Source organism: Flavobacterium sp. PL002, assembly GCF_054165825.1.
Map to the genome: position 1 here is coordinate 1,565,503 of NZ_CM135110.1, position 23,606 is coordinate 1,589,108.

The following is a 23,606-nucleotide window of genomic DNA, read 5'->3' on the forward strand; positions in this document are numbered from 1 at the left end:
GATTGCACTGTTTTAAAAATAGCAATGTACTAGTTTACAATAAAAAAGTTGGGCACAAAAAAAATGCGGTAACTACAATACCGCATCTTTTACTATTAAAAATAAAATTAAGATTAGTCGTGAACTGGCCCTTCAGTACAAGGACAGTTACTAATTCCTTGTAAGAAATCAAATCCTAATGTAATCATGTGTGTTCCTGAATTATAAGATGCAAGTCCGTTTAAGGTTACTTGGTACGAATAAGCAAAATAGAACTTAGATTTCATAAAACCTACCATTGGCCCAAGGTTAAGGGGTTTCATAGGTTGGTCATTTAAGAAACGGTACGAAGCTCCTACCCAGTAGTAATCTTCGTAACGATTGTATTTTCTATATTTAAAGTTGATATCCGTACTAGAACGTTTATCACTTGCAAAATATTGATAAAAAACCGATGGTTCAAACTCTTCACGATTAGTGGCTCCTTTGAAAACCATACCAGAATACAATTGGTAATTACGAAGTAAATTAGGCTCTACACCAGAGAATTTAGTCGTGTTCTTATCTAAGATGTTACTTGCATTAAAAGCAGCGTAAAAACCTTTGTTACGATACAATGCACTTACATCAAAGTTACTATTTGTAGTGAAACGATTATCCGTTACACTAGGGTCTAAAACAGGGTTCTCATAATCCGGTCTAAACTCGTTAATATCAATTTTGAAATTGTTGTAGTTGTACGAAAGTCCAAATGATAAATATTGCTTAGAATAATAATCTAAAATTAAGTGATGCGAAAAGGAAACCTTAGCACCTGTTTGACGTGTATAACCATTTTTATCATTGTACAATGAGATTCCTACACCAGAACGATCTAAAACTCTAAAATCAGCATAAAGAGATTGATTGTCTGGAGCATCTTTTATACCTACCCATTGCGTCAATCCATTGACTCTAATTCTAAGATTATCTCCAATACCAGCATAAGCAGGCGAGATTATAAAAGGATTATCAGCAAGGTACTGCGTAAAAACCGGCAAGTTTAACTCTTGACTGTAACCTGATGTGGTTACAGCCAGAAGTAAAAAAGATATTAGTATTTTTTTCATGATTGTATATTTAGTAGACAACTTCAATTAATTGGTTCTTGTTATCTATATAAAGTAAAGTGCCCTACGAACTCGCGGTTGTCTTTATTATTATTCAGTTTAATTACATACCAGTAATCTCCAGAAGGCAATTCTTCACCTTTGTATTTACCATCCCATTTATCACCAATTCTATATTTAGCAATTGCACGTCCGTATCTATCGAATATGTCAAACGTTAAATCAGGATAATTATTAGAACAACCAGGACCCCATGTATCTAATGTACCATCACCGTTAGGCGTAAAGTAATTAGGAATACAAACATCAATGAAAGTGAACTCTCTACTTACGGTAACCGTACAACCATTTTTATCTCTAACAGTCACAGGATAAATTCCTGTTTTGTAGAATGCGTACGTACTTTCTTTAGTGAATGCTTCACCATTAAAACTGTACTCATAGTCACCTCCACCACCATTTGCAGTAGCTTTGATTTGGTTTAAATCACCATCATCAATAGCTAGTCCTAGTGGATCAACTTGAATAATATCAAAAGTAATTGCTTGAATACATCCATTAGTATGTCTTACACTTATACTATGTGCACCTGGTGCTAAATTTTCGAATATATTGCTTGCTTGCCAGATTCCTAATCCGTCTAGTTCAAAATCTAAATCCGCTGGATCATTACTAGCATCATACGTTACCTCTACTCTATTGGCTTGTGCGTTATTAACACAATCATAAACTACCTCAGCTTCTGGATTTAAAACAACTGCGTCAGGCATGTAAACTTCTAATTCTGAAGTACATCCACTAGCATCTTTAATGTAAACATTATGTGTACCACCTATAAGGTTTGTAAAATCAAATGTTGTTTGACCTACTGCTCCTTGTGTGTACGTTCCATTAATATCATCAAGGCTTACTTTGTAGTCTGGTGAACCACCAAATATTTCAATAGTAAATGCTCCATCTCTATCACCTGAACAAACTTCTGGCATAATTAATAAAGGGTCATAAGTAGCATATAAAATGGTAGGTTGCTTGATTTCGAAATCATAAATTTTATAACAACCTAAAACGTCTTGTATTATAACTTGATACATTCCTGGTGCTAATTTATCAAAAACACCTGCTTCAAAGAATTGATCTGATTGTGGAGATATTGAATATTTAATCTCTCCAGTACCACCAGTACCAACAATTACAACTTTACCATCGTTCTCACCATTACAAGTTACATCAGTAACAGTAGCTGTGTATTCTAATATCTCTGTAGGCTCTTTAACTTCTACAGTTTCTGATGTATAAGTACAATCATCACTGTCAACTTTAACTTGGTATAAACCAGCGGCAAGTTGTGTAAAACGCCCAGGAGTTAATTGTGTAGGAGCTGGAGTAATTGCAACACCTGCACCATTAAGTAAAGTATAAACATAATTACCTAAACCACCACTAGCAACTGCTGAAATAACTCCAGATTGATCTCCTTTACAGAAAATTTCAGCATTATCGATATCTAGTACAAGTTTTAATGGTTCTACTGCAGTAACCTCAACTGTATTTGAAATGATTGCAACACAGTTATTAAAGTCTCTTACATAATACTCATAACTACCTACAGCAACACTAAAAGTAGTATTATTCATGAAAGGTGTTGCATTATAAGTAATTCCATTAGCACTATAGGTATAAGGCGCTGTACCTCCTGTAGCACTTAATGTAAGTGTTCCATCAGTCAAACAAGTAGGTGTTGAACCTATTACTAATTGTGGTATAACTTCAGTTGGTGCTGTAATAATAATATCACTAGAAGTACCTGAACAATTGTACCCATCTGTTACTGTAATGTTATACGTACCTGCTCCTAAATTTGTAAAAATAGGATCAGCTTGTGGTCCTGAAACAACTACTGGAGTTTCTGAAATAATATTTAAAGTGTATAAATAATTACTTCCTTGACCACCTGTTGCAGTTGCTGTTATTGAAGCATTTGTATCACCATAACAAGTCAACAATGTTGTACTTGGTGTCGCAGTAACCGTAATAGGAGTTGGTACAACCAGTGTAACAGTTTTTGTAGCTACACATCCTTTGCTGTCTTTTACATTTACTGTGTATACTCCAGCAGTTAAATCAGTGTAATCAGTAACATTAGTATATGGACTGAATGGTGTACCATCTTTAAGTACTTCATATTGGTACTCTCCTGCCCATCCACCTGAAGCGCTAACTGATATTGAACCATCGTTATTACCTGTAATACAAGTAATCTCTGTATGCGTTTCAACTAAAGTTAATGCAGTAACTGGCTGGTCAATTGTAAATACAGTTGACACTGAACAATAAGGAGTATTAACTAAAGTAGCAGAGAATGTGTACTCACCAGCCGTTAGACCAGTTAAGTCTAATGGTCCTGCCGTAGGAGAAGTTCCTGAACTTGGTGTAGGACCTGTAACGGTATATTTAAATGCTCCAGCATCATCAGTTGGAAGTACTTGCGTATCAATAAGTGTAATAGTTACTGCTCCTTCATTAGATCCGAAACAGATAACATCACTCGTTTTTACCGTTTGTAATTCAAACGTATTCGGTTCATTGATGTAATGCACTGCTTGAATACTACAACCCGTAGTTGAATTGAAAGCAGTAATAATATAACTACCAACATTTAAACTATTGAATATCCCTGTATTGTTAGAAGCAATGAATACTCCAGCTGCATCAGCTAGTGTGTATTCAATACCTGCAACTGGGTTTCCAGCAACATCTACAGCTTGTGCAGTGATTGTCTCTGGATTTGTACATGTTATAGCTGTATCAACAGTAATATTAACTTTATCTAAACCGTTGTAAGCATCAATATCTACAGCAGTAACAGTACTACCAATACAGTTGTTATCGTCATAAACTTTTACTGTGTATGAACCACCAGCATAATCTGCTTCGGTATATACATTAGAAGCACTAGTTTGTACGATTGTAGTTCCTTTACTAAATTCATAAACAACATAGTTGCTTGAACCACCAGTAACTCCACTAACCGTTATTGTTGCAAAATTTGCTCCGTTAGTTCCTGCAGTACAACCAAATTGTGTTACAACTGGAGTAGGTACTACAATTGCGGCTGGTTGAATTAATTTAATATCCTCACTAACCTTACAACCTCTTCCAGATCTCACAGTAACGGTATAGTCACCCGCTTCAAGATTTTCGAAAACATTATTTGTAGTTGCACTTCCACTTACTGCAGTACCACCTATAGTTGTACCAAAGTATTCATAAGTGTAAACAGGATTGTCATTTACACCCACACTAGTTGCACCAATAGTTGCTGTAATGGTTCCGTTATTACCACCGTTACAAGATATGTTTGTTCCTGTAACCACTAAATCTGTGATAATTGTTGCTTCTTCAAGATTAACAGTTATTTCTGCAATACAATTTGTAGACACGTCTCTTACAGAAACTGTGTGCAACCCTTTAATTAAACCTTTGAAAGAAAAACTATCAGCATTTTGAACAACACCACCATCAATTGTAAATCTATAATTACCAGTTCCTGAACCACCTGTTACAGTAGCAACAACAATACCATCATTAAAATCACAACTTGGCAATGCAGATATTACAACTTGTAAATCTAAAGGCGCAAGAATACTAACTAGAGCTGGTATAGTAACTTCACATTCATTTGCATCCTTAACAGTAACGTCATAATCACCTGATTTTGTTACTGTAAAAGTAGGACTAGTTTGGAAACCTGAACCAATACTGTATTCATAAGGTGCAACACCTGATGCAACATCAACTGTAAAGGTATAATCACCCGCTGCAGTAGGACATTGGCTTAAGCCAGAAATTGTAATTCCTGTAGGAAGTGGAGCTGTAGCAATAGCCACATCCAGTTTAGTTTCGCAATTGTTATTGTCTTTTACATAAACATCCCAATTTGTAATTGTTTTATCAAGTACTTTATTAGCAACTGCACTGTAATCAGTAGCAGTAGGAGTTACTCCGTCAGGTACAAAAGCATATACATATACTGGTGTTCCACCTGATGCAGCAACTGTTACTAATGCATCTGTATTACAAGTTGCATTTACGTTACTTACTGGAACTAATATTAATGCTGTAGGTTGGTTGACAACCACTGTAGCATCAGCAAAACAATTAGTAATATTATCAGTTACTCTTAAGGTATAACTATCAGCTATTAATCCTGTTATTGTAACAGTATCTCCAGTTGTAGTCATTGTCATTGTAGCGGGACTAGGCGTTAATACCGGAGTAAATCCACCTTTAAAATTAGCTGCTTTAAATTCGATTACACCATTAGCATCACCCACACAAGCCACGTCTTTAATAACTTGACCAGTAACTGTGATAGAAACTAAATCATCAACAGTGTAATACTGTTGTGCAGTACAACCATTAGCGTCAGTAACTTGAAATAAATACGTTCCTGCAGCTAAACCTGTGAATATTCCTGATGAAGCTCCAGTTATATTAGCTGTTGCTGTTGCTGGTTCAAGAATAGCATAAGACAATGTACCTACTCCGTTTGAAGTATTTACAGTTACCGTACTTGTTTGATTTGCAACTGGGTTACACCAGATATCAGTTCCTGTTATAGTAGTAATCACTGGAGGATCAAGAGCATCAACGGTAGTTGTTACAGCAGCTGCAATAATACAACCATTAGCATCTTTAACTAAGGCACTAACCGTACCTGCTTTAAAGGTTTCAAATGTGTTAACATCTGTATAATTAAATCCGTTATCAAAACTATATTTATAAGGTGCTGTTCCAGTAGTAGGATCAACAGTTACCGTCACTATTGCTGGTTGGGTAGCATTTGCAGCTCCACATGACAATGGCGTAGTAACCCCAATTGTTGCTGCCAATGCCGTAGGCTCAGTAATAATTACATCTTGAGTCACTGGGAAACAACCTTTGGCATCTTTTACTTCAATAGTATACGTTCCTGCAGTAAGGTTTTTGAAAACATTAGAAGCTTGAGCCGTAGCACCATTAATAGAATAGCTGTAAGGTGTAATACCATCTGCAGCTGTAATTGTGATCACACCATCATTTCCTCCAACACATTTTACATTTGTTTGTGTGTATGTAAAAGTTGGTGTTGTTTTTGGCGTAACAATAATTTCTTGAGAAATTGTTTGACATCCTGCACTATCAGTAACTCTAAATTTATAAGTTCCTGGTGTGCTCGCTATATATGGCGTACCTGTAAATGTAGTATATCCAGCACCATCAATATCTACTTCATAAGTAGTATAAGCTAATGAACCTTGTGTAGCTAGGAATGTAATTGAAGCATTATTATCACATGTCAAATCTTGTGTTAATGTTGCTTGCAATAACAATTCTTGGTTTAGAGTATACTTTTCAGTAACGATACATCCATTAGCATCTTGCACGTAAAAGTCATATGTTTTTGGTGCCGTTAGCACAAAATCAGGTGATGATTGATAACCATTACCAATACTATATCTTAATGGACCCACTCCTGCACCAGTAATGGTAACAGTAATAGGATTACCATCATAACAATAAATATTAGCTAATAAATCAATTGTAGGTAAAGGATCAATTACTAAAGTAAGTAGATCTTGTGCCGTACAATTATTAGCGTCTTTAGTGTATGCAATCCAGTTTAGACCTAAAGTAGCATCTAAAACTGCGGTATTAGTAGTTGTATAATCACCTGCTGCAGGTGCTGGATCTGAAGCTAAAGCAAAAGCATAAGTATAACCAGGAGTTCCATCAGAAGCGATAGCACTAACTTTTGCTCCGTAATTACAATTTGCATTTTTGTCTAATGTTGCTACTAAACTTAAAGCTAAAGCAGGCTCAGTAACAGTAACTAAGAAATTTGCTGTACATAGTGATGTATCATCAGTAACAATAATATTTTGAGGCCCCGCTGGCAATCCTGTTAAAGTGATAGTTGCAGCAGTTTGAGCTACTACCGGAGGACCTGAATTAATAGAATAACTATAGGTACCCACATAATTGTCTACTGTAAATTCAACAGAACCATTAGACTCTCCTACACATTTTACGTCATCAATTATTTGACCTGAAACCGTGATATTAACTACTGGATCAACAGTGTAATACTGTTGAGCAGTACAATTATTACCATCTTTTACTTCAAATAAATACGTACCAACTGCTAGACCCGTAAATACACCTGATGTAGCACCCGTTGTATTTGAAGTTGCAGTTGCTGGCTCAAGAATAGCATAACTTATAGTACCAATACCATTTGAATGGCTAATTGTTACTGTACTTGCTGTATTTGCTACAGGTGCACAATAAATAGGCGTTCCAGTAATAGCTGTAATAACTGGTGGGTCTAAAGCGTCAACAGTTACCGTAGGAACCGTAAATAGACATCCTTTAGCATCTTTAACTATTGCATTAACTGGACCTGCTGTAAATGTTCTAAAAGTAGCATCAGATGAATAGTTTGTACCACCATCAAAGCTATACTCATAAGGAGAAGTTCCTGTACCTGCAACAACTGTTACAGTTACTACTGCTTCTGTTGCAGCGTTTGCTGGACCACATTGTAATGCTGTTGTAACAACTGCTGATGCATCTAATGCTGAAGGTTGGTCAACAGTTATAAGACCTGACGAAAAATTACATGATTTAGCATCAGTAACTGTTACTTCATAAGTAGTTCCAGCGACTAAACCAGTATAAATACCTGAAAGATCTCCTGTTGTGTTTGCTGGATTACTGGTCAATACATACGTATATGGACCAACCCCTCCAGTAACATCAACAGTTATAGTACCATCATTACCACCATTACAACTTACATCTGTGACAACAGGCGTAATGGTAGGTGTTGGAATCGCTTCAACAGTTATACTTACCGTTGTAGTACATGCAGTTGCATTATTAGCATCTGTAACCGTGAAGAAATAATCTCCTGCAAGTGTAGCTGTATAAGGATTAACAGCTGGTCCTGTAGGACCACCATTACGAGAAACTTGATATGTATAATTAGCCGAAGGAGTTGTATTTCCTCCAGTTGTAGTTAAAGTAATTATTGCATCAGGAGTTCCTGTACAATCTAGTTCTTTGGTGATAGTCGCTTTTAAGTCTAACTGAGGATATACAATATAATCCACGTTAGCAGTACATCCGTTACCATCTTTAATCACTAAGTTATACGTTCCTGCTGCATTAAATGTAAAATCTGTACCAGTTTGAAAAGCACTACCGTTTACACTGTAAGTAGCATCACCAACAATAGCTGGATCAACAGTACCTGCAATAGAAATTGTAAACGCTGTACCATCATAACATATTGGCGTTGGAACAGTAATTGTAGGTTCAGCATCTGCTAAAACGGTTACTGGAACATTTACAATACAACCGTAAGCATCTTGAGCATACACATCATAATCAATTCCTGCTAAAGATCCTGCTCTATCGAAAACAGCAGTAGTAACCCAATCAGTAGCTACAGTAGGAGTTCCCGAAGCAACTACTTGATAGGTATACGGCCCTGTTCCGTCTTTGGCTTCCGCCAAAATCACTCCTAAATCATTACAATTTGATTTTTTAATTACTGTAGCAGTAAGCAATAACTGTGATGGAGATTTTTTAATATTAAAATCAGCAGAAACAGCACTACATCCTGCGTTAGGACCAGTTACCTCTTTTACTAATACATAATACGTTCCAACAGTAAGTACAGTTGAACCTAAATTAGTAACATTTATAGTTGCTCCTGGAGCAATAGTCACTGGAACAGTTATTCCTGCTCCGGTTATTAAATTATTAGTAAAAGCTTCATAAACTTGATAAGTAACAGTTACAGCTGATGTATAAGCATTAGTAACATCAAAGTCAACGCTTCCGTAAGTATCACTAAAACACTTAACATTGTTTTCAACAACATTAGTTAAAGTTAGTAATGAGTTTGTTGGTATTGGCTTGGCAGCTGTTTCAAAATAATAACATTGAGTAGCTGAATCATATACTATAAAAGTATAGGTTACACCAGGTAATAAGCCTGTGAAAGTAGTTGCTTTAGAACCAACAGCACTTTCTGCTTGCCATCCATCTGATCCATCCGAAGTAAACACTTGACCTGGACCACTGTAAATATTAAAATGGAATGGTCCAACACTTGATAAAGTTGTCCCTATGCTAACATTTGCAGTTCCTCCTGATACGCAATCAGCAGTACTTATAATATTAATATCTAAATCATCTGGTGCTGATGCAATTTTAACATCATCGATAGTTACTTGACAACCATTTGCATCAGTAACTCTAATTTGATATAATCCAAAATCTACAATATCAAAAATAACAGATGAGCCTGGAGTATTTAATTCCTCTTTATAATATCCATTGATACCCGTTACATAATAATTATAGTTAGCAGTACCTCCTGTAACACCATTAATTGTTATAGAACCTTGAGAAATAGTTCCTGAACCTGGAATACATTTAATGTCTTCCACATCATAATCAATAACGATTTTGGTAGGCTCAGCTATAGTAATATTTCTAGTATCAAGACAACCTTTGCCATCTATTAAAGTCACTGTATACGTTCCTGCTGCTAAACCTGTAAAAGTATTTGATGTTTGCGAAGTAATACCACCATCAATACTGTATCTAAAAGGTGCTTGTCCTTGTGTAGCGTCAATTTGAACACTAAACGCTCCAGTTGTATCACCATTACATTTAATAGTTTGTGTTAGTGTAGTTCCTGTTATCAAAGGATTTACAGCTGCTACAATAACAATTGCTGTAGTTGTAGTGGCAGTACAGGCACTAGCACTAGTATCAGTAACTGTAAATGTGTAACTACCTGGAGTACTTGTAGTAAATACATTAGCTACAAAAGTTCCTGTATTAGGAGTTGCTGTGTACGTATAGGTACCGTTACCTCCATTTGCTGTCAAAGTAATTTGAGCATCAGCAGGTAAAGTACACGTAATATTCTTATCTAATTTAGCACTAAGTGTAAGGATTGGGTTTACGGTAATCGTATTACTTGTAGCAATACAACCGTTTCCATCTTTCATTTTAATGATATAATCACCTGCTGCTGTAACTGTAAAAGTATTCCCAGATTGGTACGTACCATTGTTGATACTGTATGTAATAGGGGTTACAATACCCGCTACTGGAGTCGTTGTATTTAATGCAGTAATAGTATAGGTTCCTGAACCCAAACATTGACTTGTAGCAGAAGCTGAAACTGTAGGTACAGGATCAGATGCGATAGTAACATCTACTTTAAAAGTACAACCATTAGCGTCTTTAGCCCAAACGTCCCATTCTGTGTTTGTTGCTGGATCTAAATTAGCTATTGTATTAGTACTATAATTTGCTGCAACTGGTGCAACATTATTTTGTACAAATGCATAGGTAAACGTTGGTGTTCCTCCTGATGCACTTACTGTAACCTTAGAAGTAGCAACATTACAATTTGCATTACTATTTGAAATAATACTTGCTGTTAAGCCACTTGCAGGTTGGTTAATAGTAACCGTTGCTGTTGCAGTACATCCTGTAACTTCGTCAGTAACCACAACTGCATAAGTTCCAGCAGCTAAAGCTGTCAAATTAATTGTTGTTGCAGTTTGCCCTGTAATTGCAGTTCCTGCATTGATTGTATAACTATAAGAAGTAGCAAAACCACCTACTGTATAGTTAGCACTTCCTGTACTATCCCCAAAACATTTTACATCCGTTAATTTATTTCCTGAAAGTGAAATTGGTGTTACTGGTTTAACTTCAAATGATTCAGTGTAGAAACATCCGTTAGCATCCGTTACTTTAAAGTTGTACGTATTTGGCGCAAGCCCAGCAAAAATACCGTCTGTATTCGTTGCGCTAGCAGTTGGAGAAGTGATTTGATATGTTAAAGGAGTTATTAAAGTCCCTGAAGCAACTGTTGCCGTAGCAGTAACTGTTGTTGTAGTAGCTGTACATGTTACTGCCGCTGCTGCAAAAGTTAAATCTGTTGGCGGATTAAGCGCTTTTAGTACAAGTGATCCCGTAACGGTACAACCATTTTTATCTTTAATGGCATAATTAACAGTTTGATCAGCACCAGTATCTGTATACGTTTTAGTATTTGCAGCAACATAAGTAACACCATTATCGAAGCTGTATCTATAAGGAGATGTTCCTGTTCCTGCATTAGCAGTTAGAGTAACAGTTGCTATTTGTTTAACATTTGTAGTACTACAAGTAAATCCAGTAACATTTGCGGTTACTGCTAAACTATTAGGCTCTACAATTGTTACCACAAACGATTCTGTACATTCTTTACTGTCTTTTACATAAAAAGTATAAGATCCAGCTGCTAAACCTGTAAAAGTAGCATTAACACCATAAGTTGTTCCGTCATTACTATACGTATATCCAGTTCCTGAACCACCTGACCCAATAAGAGTAACAGATCCAGTTGCAAGTCCGTTACATGTTACATCAGTTTGAGAGGCTATTGCCAAGGTTGGTTTTGTAATGGCTTCAACCTTAGCAGATACAGTTGACTGGCATCCATTGGCATCAGTAATTACAAATGTATAGGTATCTGCATTAGCTGCAGTCACAGAGTAGGTAAATGTTGGCCCTGTAACTCCTGTAATTGGAGTACCGATAGCACCAGCAGCTTTTTGCACTGTATAGCTATAATTAGCTTTACCACCTCCTATAGTTACTGTAATTACAGCATCAGGAGTAGTAGAACAATCTAATTGTTTTGTTGAAGCCGAGGCTGTTAATTTAGGGTAAACAGTAAGCGGAGCAGCTGTATTTGTACATCCGTTTTTATCCTTAATTGTTACTGTATAAGTTCCTGGAGCCACATTGAATGTGTTTCCTGTTTTAAAGTTAGTTCCATCAATACTGTATGTAAATGGAGTAACTCCTGTAGTTCCTGCAGTTGCAGTAATTGTAAAGTTAGTTCCAGTTGCTGTACACTGGTTGCTTACCACAGCAGTTACAGTAGGTGTCGCATCAAGAACAATTGTAATCGTTCTAAATGTTGTACAACCATTTGCATCTTTAGTATAAACATCCCAAACTAGGTCAGCTCCAGAGTTAGTATCAACAATTACAGGATTTGTACCGTAAGTAGTAGGTGCTGTAGTGGTTGTTTTGACCGCTGCATACTCATAATTAGCTGTTCCGCCTCCAGCAGTAGCTGTAATTTGAGACAAGAAGTTATTACAGTTTACATTAGTTCCAACAGCTGTAAGTGTTAATGCCACTGGTTGTGCAATAACTACAGTAGTTGTAGCGATACATCCTGTAGCGTCATCTTTTACATCAATTTTATAAGAACCTGCAATTAATCCTTTTACATTAATCGTATTATTTGTTTTTACAGCAACTCCTGTTGCTGGTGTAATGGTATAAGTATATGCTCCTACAGTTGCATTTCCTGAAACTGTGAAGTTGATTTCACCATTTGCATCTCCGTTACATTTTACATCACTTACTTTATTACCTATAACAGCAATTGGAGTAACTGCTTTAATCTCGTATGATTCAGTATAGAAACATCCGTTAGCATCGGTTACTTTAAAGTTGTAGGTATTTGGCGTAAGCCCAGCAAAAACACCTGTTGTATTTGTTGCTATAGCAGCTGTTGGAGCCGTAATTTCATAAGTTAGTGCACCCACACCATTAGTAGCCGTTGCTGTAACAGTAGTCGTTGTAGCGTCACAAGTTACTGCCGCTGCTGTAAAAGTTAAGTCAGTTGGTGTATTTAATGCTTTAAGTGTAAGAGTACCAGAAGCTGGACATCCGTTTTTATCTTTTACGGCATATCGAATTACTTGATCGGCACCGTTATCAGTATATGGTTTAGTATTTCCTGAAACATAAGTCATACCGTTATCAAAACTATACGTATAAGGAGTTGTTCCTGTTGTAGGCACAGCAATGGTAACTGTTGCGGTTTGTTTTACATTGGTTGCACTACAAGTAAAAGTTGTAGCAGTAGCAGTAGCCACTAATTGTGTAGGTTGTGTTAAAGTAATAGTACCTGAACCAACGCAACCTTTGCTGTCTTTTACTTCAAAAGGGTAAGCAGTACCTGCACTTAAGTTTTTATAAATAGCTATAGCAGAAAAAACACTACCATTAAAACTGTAAGTATAGCCACCTGAGCCACCTTTACCTACAAGCTGAACCTCACCGTTTGCAAGTCCAAAACAAGTAACTTGTGTAGGAGTAGCATCAACAGTTGGGTTAACAATACTGCTTATAGTAGCTGAAATTATTTTTTCACAACCAGTAGCATCCTTAATTGAAAAAGTATACACACCTGCTGCACTAGCTGAATAGCTGAAAGCATTAGCTGTAACATTTACAGAAGCACCAAAACTACCGCTGTCTTTTTTAACAATGTAGGTATACGGTGCAGTTCCTTCGGTAATTACAACATCAATAGTTGCATTAGGCGTCGTAGCAGAACAATCTAATGTTTTGCTCACAGTAGGAGTTACGTTTAATTCTTTAGCAATTATAATTCCAGCGATTGTAGCAGTACAGTTATTACTATCTGTAACTACAATGTTATGTGTTCCTGGATTAACATTTGTAAAAGTATTTGTGTTTTGTCCTGGAGCACCATCTAAACTATAGCTTAATGTTCCTGTTCCTCCGGTTACACTAACCACTAATGTTGCTTTGTTTACTGAGTCATAACATAAGTCAGATCCAGAATCTAAAGTAGCGACTGGCGGTGTAGGAGCGTCAACTAAAACAGTAGTTGATGCTGATGAAGGACATTTATTTATATCTCTTGCTACAACAACATAGCTTCCTGAAGCTACATTATTAAAAACACCAGATGTTTTGAAAGCAACAATAACAGTTCCGTCAGGTTTTCTTAATTCATATTCATATCCTGGAGTTCCATTTGAGGCTACAGCTGTAATTGTTGCACCATTAGTACAAGTAGGTTGAGTAGTAACCGTTGCTGTAACCGTTACTGCTGTTGGTGCTGTAACTTTTGCATTAAAAGGAAATTGACATGTTCCTGCAACGTCATTTTTAACAATTACTTTATAATCTCCTGCTGGTAAAGTAACTTTAACAGGTGAACTAGTAGCTTTAATAAATGTTACTCCGTTATCAGTTGAATAATAAAAACCATTAATAGGATCAAAATTTTGAGCATTAATTTGTATTGATCCATCACCTCCATTACAAAGTGCGTTTTGAACAGTAGGTTGAGTTGAATTAAAAGCTTTACTACTATCAATTATAATAGGAAATGATCTTTCATTACCACATGATTTAGGAATTTGTCTTACCCAAATATCATCAATTAATACGTCATTACCGTTAAATTCATCACTATAAGAACGAATTACAAAACTTAAGTTTTTATAAGTTCCAGGGTTTAACTCTAATTGTTTGTATTCCCATTTTTCAGATTTTGGAAGTACCCAAGGATTTGTTGTGTCCGTAGTTGCTACAATGACTTCTTTACCACCTACTCCATTAAGATTATTTATTAATTGAATGGTTAATTTAGGATCATGAAGCGATGGATAACGCGTTTTAATTAAATTTTCTGCCCACAAAGATATGATTACTGGTTGGTTTTCTAAAACATCAGTTATAGGTTTACTGTATAATATACCACCTATACCCGCTGTTCCACCAACATTTACACATAAAAATCTTCCTAGAGGATCTGTAGGTGTCGTATGGTCTTTAGCTACTAACCAAGTACTAAAAACGGTTTGAATAGCACTTGCTACTGCATACTCCCCATCATTTATCCATTTATCTTTATTACACTTATATCCTGGTGCTAAGTGAGTTGTAGACTCATCTTCAAAACAATAGGCAGGATTAATTCCAGGAGTAGTTGTAAAACCTCCTTTACCAAAATCTTCTTGAAGTAAATTACTATAACTTGAAACCGTTTGCACATTGTATTTTACAATTACAGTATGTGTACCAGAAGGAACATTTGTAAATATATTATTATCAATTGGAGTATTAGCAACTGGTGCACCACTTCCTGTTTTTAAATAATATTCATAAGTATACGTAGTACCTGTTGTAGATGTAGGCGTAGTAACTTTTACAGTTGCTGTTGCGCTACCATCACAATTATAAGTTGTGTTAACATTTTCATCAATAATAGGATCAGCCGGTTTTGGATCTAAAATTACTGCCGGGATCGTAAATGTACATCCTCCGTTATCTTTAATTACTAAAGTATAAGTACCTGGCGCAACGTATTTTTCAGGAAGGCTTTGAAAAGTAGCACCTCCGTCAAAACTATATTCATATGTACCAGTACCACCTTGTGCATTGGTAAACCTTAATTTTCCTGATTTACCATCTGTACCACAACCAGCCAATTCAGCCACACCACCAGAAGCGGTTAAAGCCGTTGCAGGTTCAGTTATTATAATTGCTGTTCCTGTCTCAGTACAAACTTGTCCACCTAAAGAATATTCAATAACTGGTGTATAAGTTCCTGCAGCTAAATTTGAGAAAGTTCCATTAGTAGCAAAAGTGGCTCCGTTATTAATACTGTATCTAATTGTGTATCCATTAGCTTTAGTAACATTAAATTTAATCTCAGCAGATTTATCACCGTAGCATTTAATATTCGTGTTAGTAATTGAATATACTGGTTTAGGATTTGCTGTAACAGAAATTGCAACTGGAATAGAGCAACCGTTATTATCAACAACTTTTACATTATAAGTACCTGCTGTAGTAATTGGAATTTGAGGTACAGACTGAAAAGTTGTTGAACCGTTAACAAAGTAAAAATAAGGCGCTGTTCCTCCTACTGGATAAACAGTAACTTCACCATCTGAACAAGCTGTCAAAGGTTTTGTTAATGCAATTGTTGAAGTAAGTGCGTTTGGTTCTGTAATTGTAACAGGACCTGTAAAACTACAACCATCAGTAGTGGTTACTTTAATTGTATAAGAACCTGCTGATAAATTTGGGAAAGTATAATCTGCATTACTAATAGGTCCAACAGAGTTAATAACAGTTGTTCCTTTACTAATACTATAACTATATTGACCTCTTACATTATTTGCAGCAATATTCACTGTTCCCTTATCTCCTTTACACAAAGGTTTAGTAACAGTTGATGTAACCAAAAGTTCTCGATTACTGATACGAATATTTTCAACTTTGAAAATACATGGATTAGATAATACTCCTTTTTGACGAATATAAACAGTGTAAACTCCAGCAGTGCTTATAGGGAAAATATTACTATCTTGATAACCACTAGTTTCTGATAAACTGTACTCATATCCAGTAGGTACATCTCCAATAGTAATATTACCAGCTGTACCACAATAAATATCAGTATGTATCTCAGTTGGGTTTAAATTATTTTGATATACATTAAAATAAAAACGACTGAAACAACCACCAACATAATTTAATGTAAGACGGTATTGGCCTCCAGTTGTTGGTGTATAATTGGCTCCTGTTCCCACTTGTGACCAAGTACAAACATCAGTTTCATCAGCACAAACTGTTGCAGGTAATAATGTACAACTACTTTTTTCCCAAACTATTGAAGAACCATCAGTGATACCTGTTTTAATTTCACGTTTATCTGTAGCTCCACATAAATAAATATTTGGTAATTTTTTATTATTATCTGGACAAATAACAACTTGATCTGCAAATGGTATTACAGGATTAGTTGTTGTACTACCAAAACGAGTTACAACAAATTCTTGCTTAATAGAACGACAAGGTGCAACTGCATAGTTATAGACATAATAAGTACCTGGTTGACTAACATTTTGAATTTGATTATTTCCAATAACAACAGTACCAGCTGCATCAGTAGACCATTTATAACTTGAATATCCACCTGCAGCTTTCAAGTCAACATTTTCCTTACATAAAGTAACATTTTCAGTAAATTTACAACCATCAATTCCAACTAAGAAATTTGTAGCCTTTGGTGTCAATAAGCAACCTGTATTTGTATTAACACTTGGATCATCAGAAATTAAAAAATCTGGATTTAGACTTCCTTTATAAGTTGCATATGCTGAATTATCAATACTGTTTGAACAAGCTTCACTTAATGAACGACAGTCAGGAACAACTTGAACAGGAATTTTAATTTCAGGTTTGTTAGCACTACCAGCTTTGACTAAATAATTAGCTACATTCAAAATAATTTCGCGCGTTGCAGCATTATAACTTTTAAGAGTAACACCTGCTGGTAAAACTAAATCAGCAACATTAAAAATGGTATTAATAGGCAATACATCTCTAATTGTTAAACCTTTTGCATCATCATTACCTGTATTTTGAAAACCAACGATATAATTTAAGTATTGTCCTAAATTAACATCTGCACCAGGAATTGGAATTCCTTTATCATTAGTTACAATTTTAGTCAAAACAATTTTGGGTTCAATAATGTCTACTGCAAAAGCATTGAAATAGTAAAAATAAACATCTTGTGTACTTCCCAACCTAATACTAGCATTAGTAGCACTATTACCTATTATGCTATTACTTGCATTATCAATATTTAATATTCCTGCATCATACCCCAATGTATTTGAACTGGAAGGAGTCCTATCAGTAAAATTTTCAGTAATACCTGTAGCAGGATCAATATAAGTAACGCTACTATTAAAAAAGTTATTTGTAGCTCTAATGGTTGTTTTGGCATTATTTACAGCACTTACTGTAGTTCCATTAATTTGCAAATAATCTCCTGCAATAGGTTGGTCTCCTTCTAAAGCAGCAAAAGCAAATTTAACTCTAACTGGACCAGTAGGGATTGTTTTAAAACCCGAAACAGGAATATCTAAAGTTGTTGGTCCTCCAATACCACTAAAACCATCAAAAGATGTAATGTATTTAGCAGGTAAAGTTGGGTCTTCATAAACTACATAAATTGACCAACCTGCTGATAAACCAGTTCCACCATTTTTACCTTGACTTGAAAGTACGTTTGCTACAGTATAAGTTCCTTGTGCATCTGTCAACGGAGTTATTAAAGCAGTAATATCTGCATAACAAGCATATGCTTTATTATTATCTGTTCCAATAGGAGCCGAATTAGCATCATGTATAACTACCCCAGTAATATCATTATAGGCTGTAGCCCCAGGCAGTTTTAATTTAACCTTATTTATATCTGTACGACTACCTGATTGCAAAATTGCACCCCAATACAATCCAGCATATTTAATTTTATAACAAGCAGGTTTAGGTATCGTCAATTTTGCACTACTAGAACTAAATGTAGCCCCATCACTATCAATATCAATATAATTCATATCGAAATTAGAGTTGTATCCACCTGCGTTATAACTATTATTGGGCTTTTGTCCACTAGTGTAATTATCTCTACTCAAAATATTATTACCAATAAGTAACATATCTCCCTTGATACGTGTATCAAAACGAGTAGTAAATGGTTTTAAATTTTGAGAAATGGCAATTGTAGATTGTAAAAATACAATTACAAACAAGATTGACTTCAAAAAAGTAGTTTTTTTCATGGTATTTAAGTCTGAATTGTATGTTTCTTTTTTGTGGGGCAGCCAAAAAAGAAACACACTCTCCCTTTAGATTATATTCTTTCGCACGTACTCTTAAAAAGAGTTGCCATCCATGCGGGTACTAATTTATATAAAAATTCTTTATTCGTTTTCTATTTTTACAATAGACATTTTATCGTTATAAGCTGCATTTCCTTTTGCTTTTAATGCCTGTGTTGCTTGTTCTAAGCTATCGTATTTCTGATAATAAATATAATACTTACTTGTATTTACATTATAAAAGAAATTAACATCTGTACGTCCAGAAGCTACTGTTTTAGTCAAAAACTCATCACGTTTTGCAATATCATTATGAACCGCAATAGTTAAGTAGTAACCACTTTTTTCATTCTTAACATTCTTAACAATTTGAATATTTGATTGCTCTTGTCCAAAATCAAAGTCACTAACTTTTAATGGCGTAGTAGTCAACTTAGTTGTTTGCTTAATACGATTAAGTGTTGCAACATCTTTGCTATATCTACCTTCATCATTCTCAAAATTAGCACGCTTGATACGACGTTTCTTTTCAATCTCAGTTTCAACTTTAATTTTCTCTAAAGTTGCTAGCAATGATGTATTCATTTGATCTAATCTTGCTTGACCCGCTTTCAATTCATTAATTCGCGTTAAGTAAGAAAGTGTAAGTGCATCATTTTTATTTGGATTCTTTTTAATTCTATCGTTATATAACCTAGTCAAATTATCCAATGCTGTTTTTTGACTTTTGTTAAGATCCTCTAGTTGCGCTGTTAAAGCTGCTAATTTTGCATTTTCGCTTGAGATACTTTTAAATGGTTTAGGTTCTTTAAAGATTCCTTTTTCACTTAAGTCATTTTCCTCACGAATATCATCCAAGTCTTTTTGTTTACTTGCAACAGAAGCGTTTAATTCGTCTATTAAATTATCTTGTTTTTTAGATTCTGTATCAAAATTTTGTACAATGTTATCCATTGTTCTAGCATTATCATCTTTTGATGCCTCAATTGCTAACTTCGCTTTACGTGCAGTTTCAAGTGCATTTCTCTCACTCTCTTCAGCATCAACTTTAGCTTGTGCTGCAGCAGCAATTTTTGCTTTGGCAGCTGCATCTGCATCTGCTTTCGCTTTTGCAGCAGCAACTAATTTAGCTTGAGCTTCAGCATCTGCTTTAGCTTGTGCATCGGCAGCTAGTTTGGCTTTTGCAGCTTCGGCATCTGCTTTCGCTTGCGCATCCGCAGCTAGTTTGACTCTCGCAGATTCGGCATCCGCTTTCGCTTGTGCATCTGCAGCTAGTTTGGCTTTTGCAGCTTCGGCATCTGCTTTCGCTTGTGCATCTGCAGCTAGTTTTGCTTTAGCAGCCTCAGCATCTGCTTTAGCTTGTGCCTCTGCAGCTAATTTTATCCTTGCAGTTTCAGCATCTGCTTTCGCTTGTGCTTCAGCAGCTAATTTTATCCTTGCAGCTTCTGCATCCGCTTTCGCTTGTGCATCGGCAGCTAATTTTATCCTTGCAGCTTCAGCATCTGCTTTCGCTTGTGCATCTGCAGCTAGTTTTGCTTTCGCAGCTTCGGCATCTGCTTTCGCTTGTGCATCGGCTGCTAGTTTTGCTTTAGCAGCTTCAGCATCTGCTTTCGCTTGTGCCTCTGCAGCTAATTTTATCCTTGCAGTTTCAGCATCTGCTTTCGCTTGTGCATCGGCAGCTAGTTTTGCTTTAGCAGCTTCAGCATCTGCTTTCGCTTGTGCCTCTGCAGCTAGTTTTGCTTTAGCAGCTTCGGCATCTGCTTTCGCTTGTGCATCTGCAGCTAGTTTTGCTTTCGCAGCTTCGGCATCCGCTTTCGCTTGTGCATCTGCAGCTAGTTTGGCTTTTACAGCTTCGGCATCTGCTTTCGCTTGTGCATCTGCAGCTAATTTTATCCTTGCAGTTTCAGCATCTGCTTTCGCTTGTGCTTCAGCAGCTAATTTTATCCTTGCAGCTTCTGCATCCACTTTCGCTTGTGCATCGGCAGCTGTTTTTGCTTTAGCAGCTTCAGCATCTGCCTTAGCTTGTGCATCTGCAGCTAGTTTTATTCTTATTGTTTCAGCATCTGCATCGGCTTTTGCTTCAGCATTAGCTGCTAATTTATCATATATTGCTTTAGCATCAGCTTTCTCTTTTGCATCTGCAGCTAATTTTGCTTCAGCATCCGCTTTTGCTTGTGTGTCAGCCGCTAATTTTACTTTAGCAGCTTCAGCATCTGCTTTTGCTTGTGCGTCAGCAGCTAATTTCGCTTCGGCATCTTTATTGGCTTGTAAATCAGCAGCCATTCTTGCGTTGGCAGCTGCGGCATCCGCTTTTGCTTGTGCATCGGCAGCTAATTTTGCTTTAGCAGCTTCGGCTTCAACTTTTGATTGTGCATCTGCAGCTACTTTGGCTTTAGCAGCTTCGGCATCTGCTTTTGCTTGTGCGTCAGCAGCTAATTTCGCTTCGGCATCTTTATTGGCTTGTAAATCTGCAGCCATTCTTGCGTTGGCAGCTGCGGCATCCGCTTTTGCTTGTGCATCGGCAGCTAATTTAGCTTTCGCAGCTTCGGCTTCAACTTTTGATTGTGCGTCAGCAGCTAATTTCGCTTCGGCATCTTTATTGGCTTGTAAATCTGCAGCCATTCTTGCGTTGGCAGCTGCGGCATCCGCTTTTGCTTGTGCATCGGCAGCTAATTTAGCTTTCGCAGCTTCGGCTTCAACTTTTGATTGTGCATCTGCAGCTACTTTGGCTTTAGCAGCTTCGGCATCTGCTTTTGCTTTTGCGTCAGCAGCTAATTTCGCTTCGGCATCTTTATTGGCTTGTAAATCTGCAGCCATCCTTGCGTTGGCAGCTGCGGCATCCGCTTTTGCTTGTGCATCGGCAGCTAATTTTGCTTTCGCTATTTCAGCTTCAACTTTTGATTGTGCATCTGCAGCTACTTTGGCTTTAGCAGCTTCGGCATCTGCTTTTGCTTGTGCGTCAGCAGCTAATTTCGCTTCGGCGTCTTTATTGGCTTGTAAATCTGCAGCCATTCTTGCGTTGGCAGCTGCGGCATCCGCTTTTGCTTGTGCATCGGCAGCTAATTTAGCTTTCGCAGCTTCGGCATCCACTTTTGCTCTAGCATCTGCAGCTAATTTGGCTTTAGCGGCTTCGGCATCTGCTTTTGCTTTTGCATCAGCAGCTAATTTCGCTTCAGCGTCTTTATTGGCTTGTAAATCTGCAGCCATTCTTGCGTTGGCAGCAGCGGCATCGGCTTTCGCTTGTGCATCGGCAGCTAATTTAGCTTTCGCAGCTTCGGCTTCAACTTTTGCTCTAGCATCTGCAGCTAATTTGGCTTTAGCAGCTTCGGCATCCGCTTTTGCTTTTGCATCAGCAGCTAATTTAGCTTCGGCGTCTTTATTGGCTTGTAAATCTGCAGCCATTCTTGCGTTAGCAGCTGCGGCATCGGCTTTCGCTCGTGCATCTGCCGCTAATTTAGCTTTCGCAGCTGCGGCATCCGCTTTTGCTCTAGCATCTGCAGCTAATTTGGCTTTAGCAGCTTCGGCATCTGCTTTTGCTTTTGCATCTGCAGCTAATTTGGCTTTAGCATCTTTATTGGCTTGTAAATCTGCAGCCATTCTTGCGTTGGCAGCTGCGGCATCCGCTTTTGCTCTAGCATCTGCAGCTAATTTTGCTTTAGCAGCTTCGGCATCTGCTTTTGCTTTTGCATCAGCAGCTAATTTGGCTTTATCATTTGGTTGCGCATCAACATTAGCTCTTGCATCTGCATCGGCTTTTGCTTTTGCATCTGCAGCTAATTTTGCTTTGGCTGCAGCCTCAGCATCTGCTTTCGCTCGTGCATCTGCAGCTAGTTTTTCTTTTGCGACAGCTTCAGCATCTGCTTTTGCTTGTGCATTAGCGGCGATTTTAGCTTGAGCGTTTGCAGCCCTAGTTTCTGCATCTATATAAGGTGCTCTATCACTACCTTGTATTGTTTTGGCTTTTGATGTTGGTGCAAGTAAAGCACCTTCTTCTTCATCATCACCATAGTAATACGTTTTAGACTTGAATCTATAAGCAATTAAAAACTCATGTGAAGCTCCAAAATTAGCAAAGTTTCCTGTTCCTCTCTCGTAATTATATTCAATTGAAATAGTAGGTGTGATGTTTACACCAAGGCCAGCTGACATACCATATACGGTATTATAGCCGGCTTGAATCCAAGCACCTTGCGGAATAGTAAGCATTCCTACACCTGAAATAACAGTTTTCTCTTTCTTAAATTCAGAACGAACTAAAGCAGAAAATTTACTATTATCAAAAAAACCGTAGGTATCTAAGAAACCTGTATACATTAAATGAACTTGCAAACTTTTTTCTAAATCCTCTTTAATAATCTCAGAAGTAGCAAAATTGTATAATGCAAGATTATTCATTGCTACACCAAAATCAATAAAAGCATTTCCATAATTGATTCCTGGACTAACTGACAAAAGGGTATTTGAAGGAATATTATCTAACGCAGGGTCTGGAGTGTTCACAATAACTTTTCCGTTATTTAAACCACTTTTATAACCCGCTACGTTAATACCTAAAGTTAAATTACTATCTTCTTGAAGCACTATATTGTGAGCAAAATTCCCTATTACACCAAAGGTTGTTAATAAACCATAATTTTGTTGAAAAAGACCTATTGCTAAACCTTCATTTTCACTAAATCTTCCAGAATAACTCACTAAATACGTTTGTGGAGCATCTTGAAAAGCAACCCATTGTCTTTTATTATAAAAAGAGGCATAAGTAGCATTTTGTCTAACAAAACTAAATGCAGGATTGATAGTGTATAAATTATATTTTAATGAATTTCTAACAGGTATAGCAAACGAGACAACTCCATTACCAGAATTTGTATCCTGAGAATAGAGTTTGGGTGAAAATCCATAAAATAAACTTACAAAGAGTAAAATTTTCTTCATG

General features: G+C 36.7%; 3 protein-coding genes. All 3 read right to left on the reverse strand.

Annotated elements, in window-relative coordinates:
• Positions 1-113: 113 nt before the first annotated feature.
• On the reverse strand, positions 114-1,088 hold the full coding sequence (locus ACVEGE_RS06840; RefSeq protein WP_192500817.1) for a PorP/SprF family type IX secretion system membrane protein: 975 nt from the start codon (positions 1,086-1,088) through the stop codon (positions 114-116).
• A gap of 41 nt (positions 1,089-1,129) precedes the next feature.
• Positions 1,130-18,631, reverse strand: coding sequence for a T9SS type B sorting domain-containing protein (locus ACVEGE_RS06845; protein WP_192500818.1), 17,502 nt, complete (start codon positions 18,629-18,631; stop codon positions 1,130-1,132).
• 141 nt (positions 18,632-18,772) lie between these two features.
• On the reverse strand, positions 18,773-23,605 hold the full coding sequence (locus ACVEGE_RS06850) for a PorP/SprF family type IX secretion system membrane protein (RefSeq protein ID WP_458008632.1): 4,833 nt from the start codon (positions 23,603-23,605) through the stop codon (positions 18,773-18,775).
• Position 23,606 lies beyond the last annotated feature (1 nt).

Excerpts from the sequence above, each read along its gene's own strand:
- ACVEGE_RS06840 (WP_192500817.1), bottom strand. The coding sequence starts at position 1,088 with ATGAAAAAAATACTAATATCTTTTTTACTTCTGGCTGTAACCACATCA.
- ACVEGE_RS06845 (WP_192500818.1), bottom strand. The coding sequence starts at position 18,631 with ATGAAAAAAACTACTTTTTTGAAGTCAATCTTGTTTGTAATTGTATTT.
- ACVEGE_RS06850 (WP_458008632.1), bottom strand. The coding sequence starts at position 23,605 with ATGAAGAAAATTTTACTCTTTGTAAGTTTATTTTATGGATTTTCACCC.